22 protein-coding genes are annotated in these 23481 nt (G+C 41.1%); 18 read left to right on the top strand and 4 right to left on the bottom strand.

Going from position 1 to position 23481, the window contains the following annotated elements:
- Positions 1-185 precede the first annotated feature (185 nt).
- Positions 186-713 carry an NADPH-dependent FMN reductase gene (locus AC5FX4_RS12020; protein WP_493606622.1) on the bottom strand — a complete coding sequence of 176 codons (528 nt, stop codon included), beginning with the start codon at positions 711-713 and terminating at the stop codon, positions 186-188.
- Between the two features lie 127 nt (positions 714-840).
- Between AC5FX4_RS12020 and AC5FX4_RS12015 the strand changes: the two genes are divergently transcribed.
- Positions 841-1740, top strand: coding sequence for a LysR family transcriptional regulator (locus tag AC5FX4_RS12015; protein WP_493606621.1), 900 nt, complete (start codon positions 841-843; stop codon positions 1738-1740).
- A 135-nt stretch (positions 1741-1875) separates the two neighbouring features.
- On the top strand, positions 1876-2178 hold the full coding sequence (locus AC5FX4_RS12010; RefSeq protein WP_493606620.1) for a DUF6172 family protein: 303 nt from the start codon (positions 1876-1878) through the stop codon (positions 2176-2178).
- 61 nt (positions 2179-2239) lie between these two features.
- On the opposite strand, the gene rrtA is transcribed toward AC5FX4_RS12010, so the two are convergent.
- Positions 2240-2827 carry a rhombosortase gene (rrtA, locus tag AC5FX4_RS12005; protein WP_493606619.1) on the bottom strand — a complete coding sequence of 196 codons (588 nt, stop codon included), beginning with the start codon at positions 2825-2827 and terminating at the stop codon, positions 2240-2242.
- Between the two features lie 109 nt (positions 2828-2936).
- Here rrtA and ggt point away from each other — a divergent pair, with 109 nt between their 5' ends.
- The 7 genes from ggt to cspE all read left to right on the top strand — a co-directional run bounded on the left by ggt (position 2937) and on the right by cspE (position 10106).
- The gene (ggt, locus tag AC5FX4_RS12000) at positions 2937-4673 is read left to right on the top strand and encodes a gamma-glutamyltransferase (protein WP_493607813.1); all 1737 of its coding nucleotides are present in this window, start codon (positions 2937-2939) and stop codon (positions 4671-4673) included.
- 172 nt (positions 4674-4845) lie between these two features.
- Positions 4846-6540, top strand: coding sequence for an NAD-dependent malic enzyme (locus tag AC5FX4_RS11995; protein ID WP_493606618.1), 1695 nt, complete (start codon positions 4846-4848; stop codon positions 6538-6540).
- A 79-nt stretch (positions 6541-6619) separates the two neighbouring features.
- Positions 6620-7462 carry an ABC transporter substrate-binding protein gene (locus AC5FX4_RS11990; protein WP_493606617.1) on the top strand — a complete coding sequence of 281 codons (843 nt, stop codon included), beginning with the start codon at positions 6620-6622 and terminating at the stop codon, positions 7460-7462.
- Between the two features lie 52 nt (positions 7463-7514).
- Positions 7515-8222 (top strand): SIMPL domain-containing protein, encoded by a 708-nt coding sequence (locus AC5FX4_RS11985; protein WP_493606616.1) that lies wholly within the window; start codon positions 7515-7517, stop codon positions 8220-8222.
- A gap of 100 nt (positions 8223-8322) precedes the next feature.
- Positions 8323-8964, top strand: a complete 642-nt coding sequence (locus AC5FX4_RS11980) for a sulfotransferase (protein WP_493606615.1) — start codon at positions 8323-8325, stop codon at positions 8962-8964.
- 68 nt (positions 8965-9032) lie between these two features.
- Positions 9033-9605: a MiaE family protein gene (locus AC5FX4_RS11975; protein WP_493606614.1), complete on the top strand. Its 573-nt coding sequence runs from the start codon at positions 9033-9035 to the stop codon at positions 9603-9605.
- A 291-nt stretch (positions 9606-9896) separates the two neighbouring features.
- Positions 9897-10106, top strand: a complete 210-nt coding sequence (gene cspE / locus AC5FX4_RS11970; protein WP_070985466.1) for a transcription antiterminator/RNA stability regulator CspE — start codon at positions 9897-9899, stop codon at positions 10104-10106.
- Positions 10107-10186: 80 nt separating this feature from the next.
- Here the strand turns inward: cspE and AC5FX4_RS11965 are convergent, their stop codons facing one another.
- Positions 10187-11809, bottom strand: a complete 1623-nt coding sequence (locus tag AC5FX4_RS11965) for a methyl-accepting chemotaxis protein (protein WP_493606613.1) — start codon at positions 11807-11809, stop codon at positions 10187-10189.
- 205 nt (positions 11810-12014) lie between these two features.
- Here AC5FX4_RS11965 and AC5FX4_RS11960 point away from each other — a divergent pair, with 205 nt between their 5' ends.
- Entirely contained in the window at positions 12015-13088 is a 1074-nt protein-coding gene (locus AC5FX4_RS11960; RefSeq protein WP_493606612.1) for a porin, read from the top strand.
- A 12-nt stretch (positions 13089-13100) separates the two neighbouring features.
- On the top strand, positions 13101-13508 hold the full coding sequence (locus AC5FX4_RS11955) for a type 2 periplasmic-binding domain-containing protein (RefSeq protein ID WP_493606611.1): 408 nt from the start codon (positions 13101-13103) through the stop codon (positions 13506-13508).
- Positions 13509-13563: 55 nt separating this feature from the next.
- On the opposite strand, the gene AC5FX4_RS11950 is transcribed toward AC5FX4_RS11955, so the two are convergent.
- The gene (locus AC5FX4_RS11950; RefSeq protein ID WP_493606610.1) at positions 13564-15960 is read right to left on the bottom strand and encodes a hypothetical protein; all 2397 of its coding nucleotides are present in this window, start codon (positions 15958-15960) and stop codon (positions 13564-13566) included.
- A 215-nt stretch (positions 15961-16175) separates the two neighbouring features.
- On the opposite strand from AC5FX4_RS11950, the gene AC5FX4_RS11945 reads away from it, so the two are divergent.
- The 7 genes from AC5FX4_RS11945 (at position 16176) to AC5FX4_RS11915 (ending at position 23400) form a co-directional block, all read left to right on the top strand.
- Positions 16176-17102 carry a trypsin-like serine protease gene (locus AC5FX4_RS11945; RefSeq protein WP_493606609.1) on the top strand — a complete coding sequence of 309 codons (927 nt, stop codon included), beginning with the start codon at positions 16176-16178 and terminating at the stop codon, positions 17100-17102.
- A 125-nt stretch (positions 17103-17227) separates the two neighbouring features.
- On the top strand, positions 17228-17587 hold the full coding sequence (locus tag AC5FX4_RS11940; protein WP_493606608.1) for a hypothetical protein: 360 nt from the start codon (positions 17228-17230) through the stop codon (positions 17585-17587).
- Between the two features lie 346 nt (positions 17588-17933).
- Positions 17934-18317, top strand: coding sequence for a response regulator (locus AC5FX4_RS11935; RefSeq protein WP_493606607.1), 384 nt, complete (start codon positions 17934-17936; stop codon positions 18315-18317).
- On the top strand, positions 18314-19219 hold the full coding sequence (locus AC5FX4_RS11930; RefSeq protein WP_493606606.1) for an AAA family ATPase: 906 nt from the start codon (positions 18314-18316) through the stop codon (positions 19217-19219). Before AC5FX4_RS11935 ends, AC5FX4_RS11930 begins: the two co-directional genes overlap by 4 nt.
- The gene (locus tag AC5FX4_RS11925) at positions 19219-20157 is read left to right on the top strand and encodes a DUF58 domain-containing protein (RefSeq protein WP_493606605.1); all 939 of its coding nucleotides are present in this window, start codon (positions 19219-19221) and stop codon (positions 20155-20157) included. The genes AC5FX4_RS11930 and AC5FX4_RS11925 overlap by 1 nt, the downstream gene beginning before the upstream one ends.
- Entirely contained in the window at positions 20144-22081 is a 1938-nt protein-coding gene (locus AC5FX4_RS11920; RefSeq protein WP_493606604.1) for a transglutaminase TgpA family protein, read from the top strand. The genes AC5FX4_RS11925 and AC5FX4_RS11920 overlap by 14 nt, the downstream gene beginning before the upstream one ends.
- Positions 22078-23400: a Na+/H+ antiporter family protein gene (locus AC5FX4_RS11915; RefSeq protein WP_493606603.1), complete on the top strand. Its 1323-nt coding sequence runs from the start codon at positions 22078-22080 to the stop codon at positions 23398-23400. Before AC5FX4_RS11920 ends, AC5FX4_RS11915 begins: the two co-directional genes overlap by 4 nt.
- The last annotated feature ends 81 nt before the right edge of the window (positions 23401-23481 follow it).

The following is a 23481-nucleotide window of genomic DNA, read 5'->3' as shown; positions in this document are numbered from 1 at the left end:
AGTGAAATAATAAATGTAAGTTCTGCATAAGCGCGCTTATGCAGTGTCAGATTTCTAATACGTAAAATGGGGCAGATTGAGATACTAATCAATAGTAAGAAGAGCAATAAAACAGATATTTTTATCACTTTTTTGAGTTAATTTTTTGTCAAGGGCCAAACAGCCAGTTTGGCCCAGATTATTTCTTATAACTGCAACGAAAAAGCCGATTCTTTCAATTTTTGCTTAAGCGCTTCATCTTTGATTTCACCTTGTTCGTTGTCGAAAACATCGTAAAAACTTGGGACAGACACACTTGCTTTTACATCCATCGCAAAAAATGGGGCAGAGCCATTGGCACTAGCTAACACACTTTGCGCGCCGCCTGGACCCGGTGATGTTGCCAATAACAACATAGGTTTGTTTTGGTATACTTTTTGGTTGATACGAGATACCCAATCAAACACATTTTTATACGCAGCTGTATAAGTACCATTGTGTTCCGCGAACGACACGATAATGGCGTCAGCTTCACTTATCTTGTTATAAAACTGCTGTGCTTGTACTGGAATGCCACTATCGTTTTCTCTATCTGAGCTGTAGATAGGCATTTCATAATCGTTTAAATCAAGTAACTCGACTTGGGCCCCTTCAACGAGAGACGCTGCGTATTGCGCTAATTGCTTGTTGATAGACTGACGACTGCTGCTTGCTGCAAATGCTAGAACTTTCATAACGTACTCCAAAGTGGTTTATTCAATAACGAAGACTTAGTCATTCGTTGTGTTCATTTGATGTTTCACAGTGTATATTGATATTCAAAATTCATTAATAAGCTTTTTGTAAAGTTACTATTTCCATATGGCTAATAATATATTTGATGGTGTAGAAGTTTTCGTGCAAGTGGTAAAAAGCGGCGGATTTGGGGCTGCGGCGCAAGTGTTGGGGCACTCGAACTCGCATGTGAGTAAAGAGATAAACAAGTTAGAAGCACGTTTAGGGGTGCGGTTACTGAATAGAACAACGCGTTCAATTGCACTCACACCAGAAGGAGAGCTGTATTATGGCTATTGCAATCAACTTGTTGATGATGCATCCGAAGCCTTTACTTTGCTGACGGAACATGACGACAACCCAAAAGGAGAGCTAAAAATAAGCTGTCCTGTGGGGATCAGTCGCTCATTTATTCAACCTGTCATTTCTCAGTACTTGAAGCGCTATCCAAATGTAAGAGTTGATTTGGATTTAAGTGATAAAAGAATTGATTTAGTTGCGGATGGATTCGATCTTGTTGTCAGAGCCGCTCCGATGCTCGAAGAATCGACTTTAATTTGTAAGCGGCTGTTCTCATGCCCTACTCATGTTGTTGCGTCACAGACGTATTTAGAACGTTTAGGGTTTCCGCATCACCCAAAAGAGTTGATGAAACATGATTGCATTTGTTATAGCAACCTGAAAACGCCGGACCGCTGGGAATTTACAGATAAAGAAGGTGAAAAGTTCAGCGTGAAGGTGCGGCAAAAAGTACGAACCAACAGTGGCATGATGCAAACCCAAATGGCACTTGATGGGATCGGTATTTGCCGATTACCTGAGTTTTATTTAAAAGAAGCGTTTGAGAGTCAGTTACTTGAAATCTTATTTGAAGACTACCCGCAGCCAGAGGTGAACGTGTATGCGATTTACCCCAGCAAAAAGCATTTAGCAACCAAAGTGCGTCGATTTATAGACTTGCTAGAAGAACACGCGAATGAAATTTGACCATGCAACGTATTTTTTATTGTGCGAAGTACATGCTTTTCATCGCGTGCGTTGTATAAATGCGATAAAATAGATGATTACTTTCCTATAACTCGATACCCACCGTGTTGTGGATATCCTGACATCGAGAACACCATGAAAAAAACATTTGCATTAACGCACCCTAAATTAAAACCAGCACGATTAGTTGATGCTATTAAATACGAAGTAAAAAAGTACTTGCGCAGAGAACGCAATAAGAACTTGCCTGCAGGCGCTGATTTTTGGGATTTTGATTGTCGCTTTGGCGCAACACAATCACAAGCCGATGTGATTAAAGTCGCAACTATCAACAAGCACATAGATAAAGCGGTAGAAGCTGAATTACCTTCGTTTTACTTAGAAATATTGGCAAAACCTGGCTATAAAGCTCCATTGATGGATGACGACGTAGAATAAGCGCCGGCCATTTGTGGCATTCACCATTGAGTGCCACAAAAAACGCTTATTTGTTTGATAACTAATTTGTTCGATACTGGCGAATAAAATTATAAAGCAGAGGAAGGGACAAGACTACACCGCCAATTGCACCAAGCAAATGCGCTTCAATTGCTACTCTGGACTGAATAAGTTCACCCACTTGCGCACTTGGACCTTGTATTTGTTCCCAGGCCAATTTCGCCCAAATTCCGATAAATAACAAAGCGCCAGATCGCATGCCAACCTGAATATCTTTAAGCGCCCCCCACACAATAACGCCATGTAAAAGACCGCTCAGCCCGGTATAAATCGCAATATCAGGGCAGAACAACCAAATGCCCAATCCTGTCCACAGTGCTAAAGAACAAATATGACAAAAATATTGGGTTGGAGAGCGATGTTCTGCATGTAGTATCCATATAAAGACGATGCCTATCACATTGAGTAGTAGGTGAGTCCAATTGCTGTGCATGAACTGGCCGGTAAAAATACGCCACCATTGCTCTGGCATAAACGCTCGATTGAATGCAAGTATTGCGTTTGCGTCAAGCAGCATTAACGCACCAGCCAAAAGGGCAAGTACAAGCGGGGGGAATACGTAGCGCTTTTCTAGGGGGAATTCAATCATGTTATCTAGCAGTTATTTTTTGCATATTGTGCCCGTTTGCTTTTATCATGCCAATGTTTTCAATGGATAAAAGTGACCAGATATGAAATATGCACCGCACATAGTGAGCATGTTATTACTGACAAGTTGTGCTTCAAATCTTGATACACAAACGACTCAAAAGCGCGAGACACGTGAGCCAGAAGCCGCCACGGGTGTTCAACAAAAAGACCAAGTCGTTGCTAAACAATTTATGATAGCGGCAGCAAACCCTTATGCGTCAAAAGCGGGACAAACAATGCTTGCCAAAGGGGGCAGTGCGATTGATGCAGCCATTGCCACGCAACTTGTGTTAACACTAGTCGAGCCTCAATCATCGGGTATTGGTGGTGGTACGTTTATTTTGTACTTTGATAAAGACAAAAATGAATTGGTTACTTTTGATGGCCGTGAAACCGCACCAAACAATGCGGATCACACTTTATTTTTAGATGAAACAGGCAAAGCCGTACCTTGGATTAAAGCCGTAGTTGGCGGACGTTCAGTGGGTGTGCCGGGCGTGTTACACGCGTTCAAGCAAGCGCACGATAAATATGGAAAGTTACCTTGGCTACAATTGTTTGAACCGGCTATCAAGCTGGCGACAGAAGGCTTTGTGGTTTCACCTAGGCTGAATATGTTACTTGAGAAACAGCTCAATCCTGGATTAACTCAGCTGTCACCCGCAAAAGAGTATTTTTATCCAAATGGTGAAGCATTAAAGGTGGGTACCGTTAAGCAAAATCCTGAACTCGCTGCGTTATACACACAAGTGGCGCACAAAGGTATTAAAGCCTTCTATCAAGGTTCAAATGCCAAAAAGCTCGTGTCTGCAGTGCAAGGTTCCGCGATTGCGCCGGGTAAATTAGATGACACGGATCTAAAAAACTATAAAAGCAAGCAACGAGATGCTATTTGCGTAGAGTATCATCAATATAATGTCTGCTCTATGGCACCACCAAGCAGTGGCGGGGTTGCAGTTTTACAAATTTTGAAACTACTTGAAGGCAAAAATTTGAGCCAATACAAAGCGAATGATCCACAAGCTTTGCACTTATTCACACAAGCATCACGTTTAGCATTTGCTGACAGAAACCACTATGTCGCAGATCCTGATTTTATTGCTGTACCAACGAAGGCATTGTTGCAAAGCGACTATCTATCGAATAGGGCTGCGCTGATTACAAACCAAGACAATCACAATGTACCTGTAGGTGATCCTACTCAGGGTAAGCTTGCTTACGCGATGGATGACGGCTACGAACTACCGTCTACAACGCACGTCTCAATTGTTGATAGCGAAGGTAACGCGGTATCTATGACCAGCTCAATTGAGATGGCTTTTGGTTCAACGGTGATGGTGAATGGGTATCTTTTAAACAATCAACTTACCGATTTTTCACTCAGTCCAAAGAAAGAAGGTAAGTGGGTAGCCAATCGCGTGGAGGCAAATAAGCGTCCCCGCAGTTCAATGTCTCCAGTTATGGTGTTTAACCCCGATGGTAGTTTACGCTTAATTGTTGGCTCTCCAGGTGGTAGCCGCATCATAAACTACGTTGCGCAAACGGTGATTGGTGTTCTTGACTGGCAATTGACGCCTCAAGAAGCGATAAACTTACCTCGGATCACCAACCGCAATAAATACACGACCTTAGAAAAAGGTACCGAATTGGAAAACTTAGTGCCGTTCTTTCAAGAAAAAGGGCACAATGTGCAGGTAAGAGATTTGAACTCCGGCCTACATGTAATTGAACTGAAAAACGGCAAGTTATTTGGTGGCGCAGATCCACGCCGAGAAGGTGTTGCATTAGGCGAAAACACGCGATAATCGTAGGCTTAGACACAAGTTTACGATATACTGTATCGCCCTGTTTACGGAAGGTTACTTCATTGAACAGGGCTTTTTACATTGGTCTGATGTGAGCGAAATTCATTGAAATTTAATCACTTTGGGCAATAATGAACTCTCAGCCTATATAAATGTGTCAAAACTTGTAAATATGACTAAACAAACCGATCCAAATTATTTATACATTCCTTACTCTGGTCCAAATCTTTTAGAAACGCCTTTATTAAACAAAGGCAGTGCATTTAGTCAACGTGAGCGTGAAAGCTTTAACCTAACTGGTTTATTACCGCCTCGTTATGAAACCATCGAAGAGCAAGTTGAACGCTGTTATCAGCAATATTCAAGTTTTCAAGATAACTTAAACAAGCATATTTACCTGCGTGCAATTCAAGATAATAACGAAACTTTGTATTACCGCTTAGTTCGCGATCATTTAGAAGAAATGATGCCTATTATTTATACGCCAACGGTAGGTGACGCATGTGAGAAATTCTCTGATATTTATCGTAGTTCGCGTGGCTTGTTTATTGCGTATGAAGAGCGTCATCAAATGGATGATATTCTGCGTAACGCAACGAAAGGTAAAGTAAAAGTCATCGTAGTAACGGATGGTGAACGCATTTTAGGCTTGGGTGACCAAGGTATTGGCGGTATGGGTATCCCTATAGGTAAACTGTCTCTGTACACGGCCTGTGGTGGTATCAGTCCTGCTTATACTTTACCTGTCATGCTTGATGTTGGTACCAACAATGAAAAATTACTCGCTGATCCTATGTATATGGGCGCTAGGCATAAACGTATCAGCCAAGAAGAGTATGATGAATTTTTAGAGCTTTTCATTAGTGCTGTGAAACGTCGCTGGCCAAGTGTGCTACTTCAATTTGAAGACTTCGCACAGCCTAATGCAATGCCATTGTTAAAGCGCTATCGTGATGAAATATGTAGTTTCAACGACGATATTCAGGGGACTGCATCGGTCACTGTGGGTTCGTTGTTGGCCGCTTGTCGTGTTAAAGGCGCAAAATTGTCTGAGCAAAAAGTGGTATTTGTCGGCGCAGGCTCTGCTGGATGTGGTATTGCCGAACAGATCATCAGCCAGATGGTTGCTGAAGGCATTTCTGACGAACAGGCTCGCAGCCAAGTGTTTATGGTCGATAGGTTTGGCCTATTAACTGAAGGCATGGAAGACTTACGTGACTTCCAAGCGGCGCTTGTGCAAAGTAAAGATTCACTAAGCGATTGGTCGTATAGTGGCGATTTTGCATCATTATTGGATGTAATGCACTGCGCAAAACCAGATATCTTGATAGGCGTTTCCGGTCAACCAGGCCTGTTTACTGAGCAAGTGATCCGTGCAATGCACAACGGGTGTGAGCGTCCTATTATATTCCCACTGAGTAATCCATCACGACAAGTGGAAGCACATCCAAAAGACGTGATTGAATGGACAGAAGGCAATGCCATTGTCGCAACAGGTAGTCCATTCGAGCCCGTTGAGTACGAGGGCAATACCTACCCAATTCCACAGTGCAATAACAGTTATATTTTCCCTGGCATTGGTCTTGGTGTAATTGCAGCCAAAGCAACACGTATCACAGATGCTATGTTGATGGTTTCAAGTGAAACGCTTGCTGAGTCATCTCCTTGGGCAAACACTGGCAAAGGCAGTCTGCTTCCAGCGTTAGTAGAAATAGAAGCATTGAGTAAGCGTATTGCATTTGCTGTTGCTAAGAAGGCAATGGAAGAAGGCGTAGCGCTTGAAATGAGCGATGATGCTATTTGGCAAGCGATCGAGAAAAATTACTGGCTACCTGAATATCGTAATTATAAACGACGTAGTATTTAATTTTTAATTGATAGAGCCAGCATGACGATTGCTGGCTCTTTTGTTAGTATTGCATAATGATTGAACGCCAAGGAGGTGAATGACACACTTAGCTTGGTGGTTTATGACACTTTTTAAAAATATCGCAGTTTTTATTCTTCTATGCACCTTTAAAACTCATGCACTCGTTATTGATTTAGCATCGGATTATGACCCTTCGAAAATCTACGAGCCCCGTGATGCTGCGATGGTTTTACTCATGAAAGTTCAGCAAAAGCTGGATGGTAAGATGGTTTTCAATCACATTCCTGCAAGCCGAGTTCGCGAGTGGCGCGAATTAGAAAACCAGCCATCAACTTGCCTTTATAACAAAGCCAAAACCCCTGAAAGACAAAAACAAGCGAGATATAGTAAATATCCACTCATGGCATTTCCCGCAAATAGAATTATCGCCTTCGGCCATCAATCACTGCCATTGGCCATATCAATTAATGAGTTAGTCATGACACACAGGTTACATTTAGGTGTGACTAAAGGGCGTTCATACGGTAAAGAAATCGACAAAATGTTGCTTGAGGTCAATGACAGCATTTTTATCAATGAAGGTGCAAATAGTGCGGTGCGCTTGCAAAAGATGCTCATCCAAGGAAAGCTAGATGCGATCATTGAGTATGCCCCGGTGTTTAGATACAACCACCCGCATGAATCAAAAAATGACTCTATCTCAATTCATCAAATAAAAGGTATACCACTGGCGACCTTTGGCTATTTTGTTTGCGCTAATTCTCACATTGGTGAACAAGCAATCAAGTTATTTGATGAAGCAATGTCTGATGCTAAATTACAAGATGATATTATTGAGTTTCACAGAGACTTGTTTTTCGAACCAGAAAGCGCTTTTATAACGGAGGCATTGAAATCACAATTTAACGTTCAGGAATGATTAAGGACAATGTGATTCAATACAAACAATAGATTAAATAAGGAATCGCATTATGCGCATGTTCACTTCACTCGTAGCAACTCTATTTTGTACGTCAGTATTTGCATCAGCACTTCCTGACGAGCCTCATCTCTATGTTCAGGGTTCTGCTAAATTGCAAGTTCAGCCGGATAGAGCAACCATCCGCGTGGCCATTACTGAAAAACATAAGCAGCTAACTGATGCTAAAAAAAGAGTGGATAGCATTATGGAAGATGCAATTAAGTTAGCGAAAAGATTTAATATCAAACCGGATGATATTCATGCTGACCAACTCAATGTTCACCGTCAAACGCGTTATGACAGAAATACCAGTGAAGAAGTGTTTGAAGGCTTTCGTGTTAGTCGTAGCTTAACGCTTACATTGAGCAATATAGAGAGCTACCCAGAGTTGTTACAACAGCTGGTTGACGCAGGTATTACTGAGTTTTACAACACCGAATTTAGCGTAAGCAATCAAGACGAGCTTGCTGATAAGTTGAGAAAAGAGGCAATCAAAGATGCGAAGCTTGCAGCAAAAGAGTTAGCAAATGATTTTGATGTAAAAGTTGATAAACTATATTCAGTGTCGTTTTCACCTCTATCAACACCAACGGTGCCTTATCTGCGCCAAGCTTCCATGCGTATGATGGATTCAGAATCGGGTAGCTATAAAGAGGCTTATAACACAGGGGCTATCACCATTGATGCACAAGTTTACGCTGTATATCTTATCAAGTAGCTATCTACGATAGGTAGGGGTGTCTCAAGCCCCTACCTAAAGACCTTTCGACTCCTGTATACTTGCGCCATATTCTCATTGAGGTATTCATCAATCAGTTATGAGTGATAAAGTTTTTATTGTGGGGCTTCCTAGAACAGGCACAACGAGCGTGTGCGTGGCTACACTTCACTTAGGATTTAGAACAGCGCATACGGCATACACGCGTAACACATTTAAAAATGCGCAGGTTATCGCTGATACCCCCGTGTTTAACGATTACCAGACACTGTCTCGCATTTATCCAAATAGTCGGTTTATTTACTTAGAACGTGATCTGCAGTTATGGCTTCCCTCAATTTCCCAGTTGCTCCAGCGTATGTCCACAAACTTACTACGTGAAGATGGAGGCTTTAATGACACCATTAAACGATGTTTTTTAAATACATTTGACGGTTTAAATACGCAGTTGACGAAGGACTATGAGTATCTATCTGCATGTTATGAAGGCCACAAGTACAAAGCGCTCCGCTTTTTTGAGCTAAACGCGTTGGACTACCTATTGTTAGATATTTCCGCGCCGCAGGCACTTAATACATTAAGCACATTTCTTTTTGCTGATAGCCTCAATTTGGACTCGATGCCATATACCAACAAAGGTGGAAAAGTGACTGCATGGAATGAAATACGCCATCCATTGAAGGTAAGTTCAACCCGCAACGGAAAAGTAGATAAGGACAGTCAACTGTATTGCCAGACTTAAACTTTGCTCGCTGATCAGAATGCGTTAAAATGCGCGTAATTTTATCGATATAAATGTAAGTATTAGTAATGTTTGAACTTAAATACCACACGCCATTTGAATGGACTCATAAAGTACTCGAAGATTTTGGTACCTTTTTACAAGATCATGCTGCAGCGGAAAAAAAAGCGTCAGGTATGGCTGTTTCGATGTTAAGTCATTACCCAGACAGAATTAAACTCGTAAAGGCAATGACTGACCTAGCCATTGAAGAAATGATCCACTTCAAACAAGTACTGAAGTTGTTGACTGAGCGCGGTATTACTCTTGGTAATGATCAGAAAGACCCTTATGTAAAAAAAATTCGTGCGATATTTAGAAATGGTCGTGACGAATTCTTGATAGACCGTCTGCTTGTTGCCGCGGTTATTGAAGCGCGTGGTCACGAGCGTTTTTCTCTTGTTGCAGAAGCCTTACCAGAAGGCAAAGAGAAAGACTTTTATGTGAGCATTGCCAAATCCGAAGAAAAGCATAAAAACCTGTTCGTAGAGCTAGCATACGAATATTTTGACAAAGATGTGATTGATCAGCGACTGGAAGAAATTTTAATTGCGGAAGGCAAGATCTGCGCAGAAATACCATTTACGGCAGCATTACACTGATTTTGTTGACACTTAATTGCTATGTAAAACGAGTAGGGGTTCGACCTGCTTGTTTTACTGTTCAAAAAATAGCAATACCAAGAAAATACAAAGAAAAATTATGTTGACTTGCTAGCGCAAATCTATATAGTAACGCCAAGCTTAAAAGTAAGTTCTTTTATACACTCCATTTCGAAGCGTTAACGTTAGTACCTCCGTCCTGTAGTTTTAAATATCATTTATCTTTTTTTGCTATTCCGTCTGACTTTGATGATAGTCAGCAATTTAATTTTTTATTACAGGATATACATTATGTCTAACACAGTTACTGGTACAGTTAAGTGGTTCAACGAGTCTAAAGGTTTTGGTTTTATCGCTCAAGAAAACGGCGCTGACGTTTTCGCACACTTCAGTGCAATCAAAGGCGATGGTTTCAAAACTCTTGCTGAAGGCCAACGCGTAGAGTTCACTCTAGCTCAAGGTCAAAAAGGTCCTCAAGCTGAGAACATCGTTGCTCTTTAATTCTTAGGAATTAAGTTCAACAAAAAAGGCAGCCTAAGCTGCCTTTTTTAATGCCTAAAATAATTTAAACTGTAAATGAATTACAGTTTAAATTTAGATGTTGAGTCTAGTAGGTTATCAGATAACTTATGTAAGTTTTGAGCAACATCACCCACCTGTTCTAGTGCTTTCATTGTTTGCTCAAATGAGCTGTGCATATTAGAAACGTTATCTACAACCATAGCTGCAACGGATGTTTGCTCTTCAGTTGCCGTCGCAATCTGAGAGTTCATACCATTGATTGCTAGAATTTGGTCAGAAATCTCCTGAATAGACTTACCAGTTGCTTCGGCGGCTTCAGCATTGTTAGTTGCCATATCTCTTGCAGAATTCATCGCATTAACCGAATCAGATGCAGCGACGGTTAAAATGTTAATCAGCTCTCTGATCTCATTTGTAGATTTCGCCGTTCTAGAGGCTAGTTCTCTTACTTCATCTGCAACCACGGCAAAGCCACGACCTTGCTCTCCAGCCCGTGCAGCCTCAATGGCGGCGTTTAATGCTAGTAAGTTGGTTTGTTCTGCAATAGATGTAATTACATTCAATATTTGCGTGACATTTTGTGTATCGTCTGCGAGTTTATTAATCGTCACCGCGGCTTTATTTATCTCTTCACTTAAGTCTTGAGACTGTGCCACTGATACATTTATCTGTTTTAGGCTTTCATCAACGGCATTTTCAGCAAGCTCAGCTGCTTGGAAGGCAGTCGCAGCAGATTGTGAAATATCACCAACGCTTTGCTTCATTTCTTCCATTGAGTTACGAACAACTTGAGCATCGCTTGACTGTTGTTGTGTTGCTCTCTCCGCAGATTCCATACCTTGCACTAAGCGAGTGGAGTTTTCCATTAATGGCTCAACTACTGCAATAACATCCTCAACGGTACCACGTAGCATATTCACAAACGCATTAAAGTTTTTCGATACTTGACCAATTTCATCGTTAGATGAAACGGTAAGTTGAGAGCTCAAAGAGCCTTTTCCTTCAGCCAGCAGGTGCAGATTATCAGCAGCTTCGCCTGCTGATGAGCTAATACCCCGGGCAATCACGACGGCTAGAATAATAACGATTGATAAAGAAACGATGGCGACGACAAACATCATCGTCAGTGCATCGTCAGCGTTCGACTTTGTATTGTTAATAAGTTCGAAAAAGCGGTCATCCGCGCGTTTTTTATCTGAATTGAGGTCTTTCAGAATACTGTCGAATAGGTCACTCTTTTGTTTAGCTATTTGCGGTAACTTCGTGAAGTCAGCGGTACCATCTATCATGCTCGTCGCGATTTGCTTTGCAATTTTTCCATACTCTTGGATTTTTCTTATAGTATCCATAGTAGGGAAATTTATATTAAGGTTTGGTACTTGCTTAAGGTTCTCGACTAATTTTTTTTGTGTTGCAGTTGCCTTACTAATGAGTTCAGCGTCTCCAAATGTCACCGATTGAGTGTATGTCTCGTCAAGGTTTTGCATGGATGTAACATTTTCGGAAGTAAGGATGAGCAATTTATAAGTTTGGTTTTCTAATTCATCTAACGAGCGTTGATTCTCCAAAAGCGATTTATAATTAATCATTACGAGTACGACAAACGCTGCGACGGCAACTATGGTTATCGCATGAATCTTCTTCGAAATACTCATATTCTTAAAATGCAATAATTTAGACATATAACACCTTGTAATATAACAATGTGACAACCTTAAGTTGTGTTACTCCTTGCTATTAGCCCATTTTATGGCGCAGCTTGGCTATTTTTATATTTCCCCTGATTCTAAGCTTAGCCATATTCCAATTTTTATCAATAAAACTTTCTTTTTCGGAGGTTTAACTATACTTAGCTTGCCAATTACTCTTAAATGAGCGGAGCTATCTATGAAACTAAAAACTACTCTCTTGGTCGCTGCACTTAGTTCGACGGCGGTACATGCAGAGATAAATATTTCAGGGTTTGCAAGTGTCAATGGAGGTAAAGTGCTAAGTGGCACTGGAGTCCCACAATACGGTATAGAGCCGTCCTTTCTTGCTGACTATCCAATTGTAAGTACATACACTAAAGACTTTTCCTTTACACCAGAATCACTTATCGGTTTACAAGTGAGTGGTGATCTTGGAGATGGCTTAAGTGTTACCGGTCAAATTGTGGCGCGTGGTGCGAATGACTACGATGCCGAATTTGAGTGGGCTTACATTTCTTACGAGATAAATGACAGTTGGACATTGCAAGCAGGTAAGAAGCGTTTGCCACTGTTTTACTACTCAGATTTCTATGATGTAGGTTACGCATACGTATGGATGCGACCCCCTGCGGATAACTACACATGGCAAATTTTTAACTATGAAGGCGTAAATTTACTGTACAACGGTTCAGTTGGAGATTGGGGACTGTCAGCAAATATTTACACAGGTCGAGAAGATGATGCGCAAAATAAGCTGCTTTCAGACTTTTTCTTTAGTCAACCAACGCGTGAAATTTGGGAAGATATCCTTGGCGGTGTCGTCAACCTAAGTCACGATTGGTTAGAAATACGGTTAACGCACATGCGCTATACCAATAAGCGTTTTGTAGGTGGTGAACCGTCGATGTGGAATGGTAAAGATGAACGAGATGGTAAATTTTATGGCTTAGCCGTGAATGCTGATTGGGGTAATTTCTTTATTTTAACAGAGTTAAACCGCCTTGAACTGGATAGCGACTTTGATACTTACATGATAAGTGCGGGTTATCGTTTTGGCGATTTCACCCCTTATGTGACGTATTCAGATTATGAGCAAAGTGGTGATGGTGATGTTGAGAAACATGACACAACTGCGGTAGGTATCCGTTGGAATTTCCACCCTTCAGCCGCTTTCAAAGTACAATATGACCGCGTTAAAGATGATTCGTTTGACTTTGCCGTAGCGGGCGACAGTAAAGCGCTTACGTTTGGCGTAGATGTAGTATTTTAGGAGGCATAAGCGATGAAAAAACTAACTTATTTAGCTGCAATGTTGCTATGTGCTCAATCATATGCAGGCGTGTCGGTTATTGTTCATCCAAGTAACAACAGTAGCTTTGATGATTCAACTATTAACCGAATCTTTACAGGTAAAGAAAAGTCATTTTCAAATGGCAACAAAGCGATTCCAATCGGCCAAGAATCAGGCAGTGCAGTTGCTGAAGAGTTCAATACCAAAGTGTTGAACAAATCTTCAGCGCAGCTTAAAGCATATTGGTCAAAACTCATATTTACGGGTAAAGGAACACCACCGAAAGAAGCTGCTAATGATACAGAAGTCATTCAAAGCGTATCATCTAACCCTGATACGATTGGCTTTGTATCATCTGGTTCTGTCACTGGTGATGTAAAAGTAGTGAAAGAATTCTAAGCACTTTCTAAGATTTTGATTTAAAAACTCGCTCTTTTGAGCGAGTTTTTTATTTTTAGTTATGTGTTATTTCAAGTTCAACAGTTTGAGAAATAGGGGAGAGGTTACCCGCCAAGTCCTGCGCATAGACAGCATAAGTGACTATCCCTTGAGGAGGCCATGGATCATTGAACTGCGTATCACTTGTGTGCGTGTACATTTGCCCATTCCTTACAATCTTGTATAACTTGACGCCATAATTATCACTACTAGCTTGCCAAGTTAATTGTGCGCCGTAAGCCCCATCTGATTGAACAGTCAGCGCTCGCGGTACCGAAGGTAACTCGCTATCTCCTGCTTTAGTGACAATCTGTTTGCTTGCTATTAGCACACCAGTATTTTCTACGACAGCCTCAATTTGGTAAGTTATTTGCCGATCAAGAGGTAACCAATGATTCTCAAAAACATTGTCGTAACTATGTGTGAGCAGCGTTGGGACTCGAGAGATTTTGTACACTATAGGTTGATCGACATTGCTCAATTGCCAACTTAACCTAACACCATTAGTTTCAAATATTGGTTCTGCTGCTAATGTTAGTGCTGGTGTCGGATCTGGTTCAATCACTGGAGGTGGATAAATAACGTCTGTTGGTATACCTATTGGATCGTCGTTGTGTGTGAGATTCCTTTCGCATAACTGCCACCAACAGGTGTTATGCTCAATAAATTTCAATACAGCGTCAAATTTGACTGCACTTTGTCTGGGTTGGGTTTGATATTCTTTTAGCGGAAATGCTCCCCAAGTGTCCCAACGCCCAATACTTTCAAAGACTATATATAATCCAGCGCCAGAATCCCGCCAATCCTCTAAGTGCTCAGTAAAAGCGTTTGCCATTCTAGGGTCGCGGTTAGCGGTTAAAAATAACGTATCACTAATTTTATCTCGACCTTCACGTCTGTCACCTGCGTAAGTTAAATGCTGACCACCTTCATAAGCTGCCAGCATTAACCCATTTTGTTGCGCAAGCGCTAGGTTACCGGAGATATTCTCTTTTGCTTGGGCTAGTGCACCATGCTCAGGAGCTTGCCACCAAATCGGTTCATCAGGGTTAAACGTTAATGAGCGCAATAGGCCCGAATGCATTTCGGTAAACAGGTTATCTAAGCCAGTTGAAGGTGTTTTCGCCCAATTATTTAAAATATCTAGATACTTTTGGTCGGCAAAATAGCCTCCAAAATAGCTGCCCACAGCTAGCACGTCCATGTTCTCTGCACACTTAGCATTAACCCCAGAGGCATAAATAGGGCAGTTCAATGCTTGTTCACTGATCCATGGAACACCTGTTTGCCCACCCATGACACATTTAATACGAGCGGCTTGATCAGCAAATTCCGTTTTTACAATATTGCATACTTGGCTGCTACGCATACCGTAATAATTCATTCGATACTCAATATCATGGTAATTGGTATTTGGCCAAAGCGCTTTACCTTGCTCTTCCATATATATGGCGTCATTAATATAGGGCCATGCGTTATTCCAAAGCTCATTACCAAACTCAATGAAAATATCACTTTGCTCATCAGCGGTATTTTTTAGTAACCGAGCAAATTGTCGAACGTATTCATCATTAACTCGAACGGGTAAGTTATACCAACCTTCAGCATGTAGCATGTTTGCCATTGTAATGGCTACTTCAAATGGGCTGCCGCCATTTAGTGCCCAGCTTGCGTAATTGTATTTAGGGCGGTCGTGCCAATTTTCTACCGGGTTATCTATAGTGTTGAGTAATTGCATGAATCGGAGCGTTCGAAATTGCGACATGTCTTTTAAAAATAACGGGTGAAAAACACGCTGTGCATAACTTTGTTCAAACGGCATAAATGTAGCAGGATCATTACAGTCGCTTGCACTTTGTACAAAGTCGGTTGCCACTGGGCTGCAACTCCCGCCCGGGGCAATGATCCTCACATTACGAATGTAGTTTCCCGTATTGTTTGGATCGGTACTATGAATTTGCAAGTGAAAGTAGCTATTGTCACCCATGCGTACTACATCCCGTCCAGGTGCGGTGCTAATTAGCTCGGGGCCGGAATAATATAGCTCACCTTCACCTTCGTATAAAATGACATAGTCACCTCTAGCGTAATGAAGATTGTCGTGAAAAATAATCGTAGTGACATAATGAAAAGGGGATTCACTCGTCAATGAGGGTAAAGAACGCGGCCAGCCTTGTTCGTCTAAGTCCAGCAGTGACTGGTCGCCAGTATTATATTCGTACGTAATTGCATTACTGGTTGCCCAAAGTTCACCACTGCCATTGGACGCATGTTTCATTACATCTATCGTTGTCCATTGGCTTGACCAATAGTTGATACCGGTGAGATTAATACCTACGCCTGAATTTGCGTTATTCGCTACAGCGGTACTTGATACGATAGAGAGTAATGTGCAAAAGAAGAGATTTTTCATGATTGAATGACCATTCCAATTGACCAAGATTTAAGCATATAACAAAGTGAAATAAATACTGATAGGTCGAAAGGGTGGTTTTATGTAAGCGCATATACTTGTTATACTGTGAACAATTTGTCGAGTAACTCTGTGAACATTCCTAACTCGTTTGCTTAGTGCACAACACTCAATCAAAACCTCAATTTACGATGACCGATTTGACATAATTAAAAATGCCCATTAAAAAACTCTCAGCTGCAATACTCATTATAACAGCGTCACTACATATAGATGTTAGTGCGCGTGGCGATACAAATCATATTACTACCCCTAAAAAAGTATCTATTGCAGAAGATGACAAACGTGTGAGAAAAACAACACAATCACCAAAGTATCTAAATGCTGTTTTAAAGATTGTAATTTCTTTTAAGCACAAGAAGAAAGCTAAGTTTTGTACTGGCACACTTATTGGTAGCGATCTGAATAGAGATTCTCGTGTGGTGTTAACCGCGGCTCATTGCGGTGTAATGGAGAATGGCGTTGAAAAAATTGAAGTCTACGCCACTACTGCACAGCAAGTATTTAAGATGACAGCAACGGCTCCAGATAAAGTGAGTCATCAATACGTGATGAGCTATGAATATGATTGGGCGATTATTGTATTAGATAAAGCTATCGAGCATACGCTTATTAAGCCTATTTTGATTTTCAATGAACAAGAAGAAGTATACTTTGGCGAAACTTCAGAAGAACTTGTTTATGAATTTGAAGGCGAAGTAACAGTTGCAGGTTACAGCACAGATGCAGAAATAGGCGATAGTGGTAAATATATGACCTACGAAACGTTTACCACAGACTTTTTATTTGAATCTGATATAGATTACTATTTAAGCGAAGTCGGAGGCGGGCGTTTTGACATGATACGTTCATTTACCTACCCCGGAGCGAGCGGTGGCCCAGTTATCGCTTATGTTGATGTTCATGAAAATGGTATTAAAAAGCCTTATATTGCTTCAATCATAAAAGGAGGTATGGATAGTGATGTTAAGAATTACCATTCAAGCTCAAATGGCGTAAAAGGTTCGCTAAGAACTAAAGTTGTTGATATGAAACACTTTAAAGAGGCTGCACTCGAAGCAATTAAAAAGTACAACAATTAGAACCTAGCTTTTCTACATCAGATGGGCAAAATATTCCACACCACAAAAACAGTACTTTTTGGCTATTTAATTTTTATTCGCTAGTTATTAAAGTTTAGATTCTGGAGTTTTTTGGATCACTTGAAATGCTAGAGCAAATGAAATGGCCTTACTTAGGCATATTGATTGGCATTGTGGTTACAGCACTTTTTTGGTCAAAGAGTGCACTGACAACGCAAGAGCAAGATGTGAAGCTTACATCGATGTATGATGGCGTTTATTTTTTTAGCCTCGTAAATGCCACTGGAAACAACCTCTATATAAAAGAATCGTGCGCAGCAACAAGTAAAGCAGATCGACGATTTCTTAACGTACACAAAGGTAAGATTTACAAAGCCAAGGTAAGATTTCGCATAGGCGATGAAGTTTGGACTTATTGCACACTCACTCAAGAATCAGAAAAAAGCTTTAAAAAGGCGATTGATTCATTCTTTCGCGCTGGTTGAGATATCATTAATCACGAACACTAAATATGACTGACTTATTTAGCGATACGTTTTCTGTATTTGGTGATAATACGCTGTTTATGTTTATTGAAATCTACGAGGGCTGACAAGTACTATATACACGTTTAACCTAATTTAACATAACGTAAATTATAGGCCGTTAACCATATAGATGCACTTAACCTCTCTAGAAACATTCTGAGTTGCTCAAAATGTCCAATACTAGGCGGTATCGGACATTTTGGGGTGTTGTTCAGTTATCTGTTGCTAAAATGGTCAAAGTTATTGAGCTTGAAGTTTGTATGCCTTAGTATGTTTTCATACAAACAATATGAAGTATCGTTATATGGAATTTGTAAAACCCCTTGAGCCGATATTGATTATCGACGACTCTCAAGACATTCGAGATTATTTGAGTAACATATTGAATGAACTTGGTTTTGAAGAAATTTTTGAATCTGAAGATTTTGAATCTGCCAAAGCCTTGTTATCTGAAACCCCACCTAATGTTATTTTTTTAGACATTGAATTGCCTGACACTGACGGAACGCAAATCTTAGAGTTTATAAACGATAATTATCCGAACACACATGTGATTATGTGCTCTGGTCACAACAGTTTAGAAAACGTTCAAAACACTTGGGAGCTTGGTGCTAAAGGTTTTATCGCAAAGCCATTTAATGCAAAAAAAGTGGATACAGTATTAAAGCGCATAGAAATGATTGCATGAACCAAGTAATTGAACAAATAACGTCGCAGCTATCTCATATCATCTATGGTAAAGAATCACAGGTAAAACTCGCCATTTGTAGTTTATTGTGCCGTGGTCACTTGTTGATTGAAGACTTACCAGGTATGGGTAAAACCACGTTATCACACGGCTTAGCTGATGTTTTAGGCCTTAGCTATCAACGTGTACAGTTTACGAGCGACCTATTGCCAGCCGATGTTATAGGTACGATGATATTCAATACCAATGAGCATCAATTTACCTTTCATCCAGGCCCGATTTTCAGTCAGTTATTACTGGCCGATGAAATAAATCGCGCAAGCCCAAAAACACAAAGTGCCTTGTTGGAAGCGATGGAAGAACGACAGGTGACGGTTGACGGCGTAAGCCACCGCCTTCCTGACCCATTCTTTGTAATTGCAACGCAAAATCCATTGCATCAAGCTGGTACACACCCCCTGCCCGAGTCTCAACTCGACCGCTTTTTTATGCGTATAAGTTTGGGTTATCCAAGTGAAGATGCTGAACGCAAGCTGATACTTGGTATCAAAGAGAATGACACTTCCAAAGCATCTCAAGTTATTGATACTAAAACATTAAACGATATACAAGAGCAGGTTAAATTGATCAAATTGCCCAAACCTGTAGTCGATTATATTCTAGCGCTTGTTCGCTATACTCGTGATAGCGGCCGCTTTACCGATCCACTCTCTCCCCGTTCCAGCATCGCCTTAGGAAGTGCAGCTCGTGCATGGGCACTAATGGATAATAGAGAGTACGCGACTCAAGATGATGTGCAAGATGTGTTTGCAAGTATTGCAGCACACCGTTTGAATATTCCCGTTCATATGCAAGGCAATGCAATATCGGACATTTTGAACGAGGTGAGCATTCCTCTTTAATGAAAAAGATAACTAGCCGTATATTTGAGCGTTTAGTCAGCAAAAAGCACTCGGGCAAACAGATCACATTTTCTCATAACAACATATATGTGCTGCCTTCAAAAATGGGCGCTGGTTTTTTGGGTGTTGCTGCGCTCAACTTTGTGCTCGGTATTAACTATCAAAACAACTTGTTGTTGGCCATTGCTTATTTAATGGTTATGCTCTTGATTGTGTCGCTTCTTTACGGTTTTGCGAATTTAAGCGGAACCAAAATAAAGTGTGTAAACGTTCATAGCGATTATGTGAATGCGCCACCGACACTCAATCTTGAGATCACGCCCAAAAAAGCGCTATTAGACTTCCACATTACACACCGCAGTTCGCTTTCAAATTTAACGATAGAGCAAGTTTTAAAATCAACCATACAGGCTTTGCCCATCGCTTTTTCGCGTGGAAAACATAAAATTGGCCGAGTTAAATTTTTAAGTCATTACCCTTTTGGCTTAGTCAGTGTTTGGAGTTATCTATATGTGGCAGATTCGATACATGCCTACCCTAACCCGATACCAACAGATGAAACAAGTCATTTAGTAATAGATGAACATGGCGAACAATCAGGTGTAAAAGATGCGTCCTTGACCGAAGAATTTCAGCAGTTATTGCCTTATCAACATGGTATGAGTATGCGCAGAGTATCTTGGCGTCATTATGCTAAAACGCAACAGCTAGTGATTCAAAGTTATGCAGGCGAAGATGAAAAATGTTCCGTGGGATATGACTACGCGCAATTGCAAGGCGATACTGAAGAGCGATTGTCAAAGCTCAGCTACTTGATTTCCAACGCAGATAAAGAGCAAGTTGCGTACGCATTAAAGTTAGGACATCTCCAGTTTAAAGCCGACAAAGGCGAGCATCATAAAATGCGTTGCATGGAGGCTCTCAGTGAATTCCAATAAATTATTGGTGTCTTTTAGTTATTTATTGCTGACTTGGATGCCCATAACAGACTTTGGTACGCTATTTAACATAACCATGACATTGCTTGTAGTTTGGCATGTCATTCTTGTGTATAGCAACCAAATTGGTGTACGGACCTCTTTACTAAACCTACTCGCTTTAGTTGGCATGGGGATCACCGCATTATCTGCGGGATTATCAAACTCGGTATCCTTGTTTGTCGCACTTATGCTTTTGGCTTGTCAGCTAAAGGTGTTACAAGCTAATAATAAAAGGCTGTGGCGACAAATATTTGTACTTAATTTTTTTACGATCCCTTGTGCCTTTTTGTTTTCACAAAGCTTATATATCACCCTTTTCGTATTCTCATTTTTAGTCGTCAATTTGGTTTTAATGCTAAGGCTTGAGCATAACAAGCCTATGTTTAAATTAACAAAGTTTGTATTTTCTAAATTATTGTTTAGCGCTGTTTTAAGCGCCGCTTTAGTCATATTCTTACCTAAGCTACCCGCATTTTGGCAGTTACCAGGGCCAAATTTGGCAAAAACAGGTCTGTCTGAAGATGTCGATCCATTTAATATAGCCGCGTTATCTCAATCAGATGAATTGGCATTTAGAGCGGTTTTGAGCAGTCAAGAACAAGCCAAGTCTCCCCTTTATTGGCGTGCCATTGTGCATGATAATTTTGATGGCGTTCAGTGGAAAATGGCTGATTTACAACACGTGCCATGGCCTTTTTCACAGCAGGAAAATTCCACGTTTTACACTATTTATGCGGAGCCTAGTAACACACCATGGCTTTATGGATTGGGTTATTCCGGAAGCTCAACGTCCGGCGTTGTGACAAATTATTTTGGTACCTTATATAGAACTGAGCAGCTAAGTAGTACGTTTGAATATTTGGCGTATGGCGCAAACATCCCAAGTCAATCACAAATAAGCAGACGAGAATATAGGCGCAACACCGAGTTTCCAACAGCACTTAACCCTAAGGTACAAGCTTTAGCCGAACAATGGGACTTACAAAGCGCTGATACTGCAGCGTTTGTTACATTGATGAAAAACTACTTTTTGCAGCAACAATTTAGCTATACGCTCACCCCGCCCACCGCACAATCTCGTCATGTTATTGATGAATTCGTGTTTGAAAACAAAAGAGGATTTTGTGGGCATTATGCCGCGACTGCGGCTCTAATGATGCGTGTTGCCAATATTCCTGCGCGTTTGGTATCTGGCTATTTAGGCGCAGAATACAACTCAAAAGAAAACTATTACAGTGTTTATCAATACGATGCACATGCCTGGGTTGAGTATTATGTACCAAACCAAGGGTGGATAAGCCTTGACCCAACTGGATGGGTGTCGCCTGAGCGTTTACAAGGTTCGCTCTCTCAGCTTCAGCCCTTGTCTGACGAATTTAAATCTAATCTAGGTTTAGGGTTAGCTGCTTGGTCTAGTTTTCCGGCCGTAAATTGGCTTAGGTTGCAACTTGAACAACTGGACTACCAATGGACGCGTTGGGTGCTGAATTTTGATCAAGAAAAACAAACAAACCTGCTCACCTCTTTATTTGGTGAACGAGGTAAGCTTGTTTCTGGGCCTATTCTAATTATGACGTTAAGCTTGGTATTTATGGCATGGTATGGCGTCGTTTTTTTACAAAACCGGGTCAAGGAACCATTAGCTGTAAAGCATTATAGAAGGTTGTTAGCCTACTCCAAGCACGACCTTAATAAACTAGGACCAAAGCAAGCGATTGCGCAGTTGCAAGCTGAATTTCCAGAAAAAAGTGAAGAATTTGCCCAGTTTTACGGCAATTTTTGTGCAAATAGGTATCAAGGTAAAACTTTTAACAAAAACCAAAACATTCAAGCAAAAAATTTGATAAATTCAATAAAAACAAAAGCAAAGAGAAGAATATGAATGCAGTAATTATCGGGGTTATATTGATGCTCGGGCTCACGCTGGTGCGCGTGAATGTCATTGTGGCTATGACGGTCAGTGCCATGGTTGCAGGCCTAAGCGCAGGGCTTGGCTTAACGGATACCATGAACGCCTTTAACAGTGGTCTATCTGGGGGCGCTGAAATAGCACTAAGCTATGCCATGTTAGGTGGTTTTGCCGTTGCGATATCCAAATCTGGATTAACCCACATTTTAGCGCAGAGGCTATTGAACCTTGTTGATAATTCGGACGAATCACACACGCGAATGCTCAGTTATACTATCATGGCTATCATCGTGTGTTGTGCAATTGCATCGCAAAACTTAGTCCCTGTGCACATCGCTTTTATTCCAATTTTGATCCCGCCACTATTAACGATATTAAATAAACTCAACTTAGATAGGCGTGCTATCGCTTGTATTCTCACGTTTGGCTTAGCAACTTCGTACATGGTTTTGCCTTATGGCTTCGGCGGTATTTATCTGTATTCTATTTTGCATAAAAACCTCGTTGATAATGGGTTGGATGTGGTGAATACACAGGTACCTATGGCAATGATTATCCCTGCGCTCGGTATGGTGATAGGATTGCTTATTGCTGTATTTTTTAGCTATCGCAAAGGCCGCGAGTATAAACATAATGAAGCGTCAGAAGTAGCTGAAGCGAAAATGATTGAGAATCCCAAAAAAGTGATGATCATAGGTAGTATTGCGGTTATCTGCTCTCTTATCGCTCAAAATGTGAGTGGCTCGATGATTTTGGGCGGCCTAGTAGGTGTGATGATGTTTAGCGTATTTGGCATCGTGAAGTGGGAGCAAAGCTCAGACGTCTTTAGTCGAGGCGTTGCCATGATGGCCATGATCGGCTTTATTATGATTTCGGCGCAAGGCTTTGCATCGGTGATGAAAGCAACCGGTGATGTCGCCGCTTTGGTATCCGCGTGCGCAGACTTTATCGGAGATAATAAGCCGTTAGCCGCAGCAATGATATTGCTTGTTGGCCTACTGATCACCATGGGTATTGGTAGCTCTTTTTCGACCGTGCCAATCATTGCAACTCTATTTGTACCACTTTGTATGGAAGTCGGTTTTTCTGTAATGGCAACTGCTGCGTTAGTTGGTACTGCGGGTGCCCTAGGTGATGCTGGCTCCCCTGCTTCTGATTCTACTTTGGGGCCCACCTCTGGCTTGAACGCGGATGGTCAGCATGATCACATTTGGGATTCTGTGGTACCAACCTTTGTTCATTTTAACTTGCCGCTACTTGCTTTTGGTTGGGTTGCTGCGATGGTACTTTAATCTCGTCTTATTTTGCATTTTGCAACGCGCTTTGCAGCAAGCGCGTTGTGCTCCCTCTCACGATTCTTCCTAATAAGCTCT

It is taken from the genome of Pseudoalteromonas sp. ATL1, from assembly GCF_058933015.1.
Note: the sequence above shows the minus strand (reverse complement) of the source record. Positions and strands in the feature narration are given on the sequence as shown.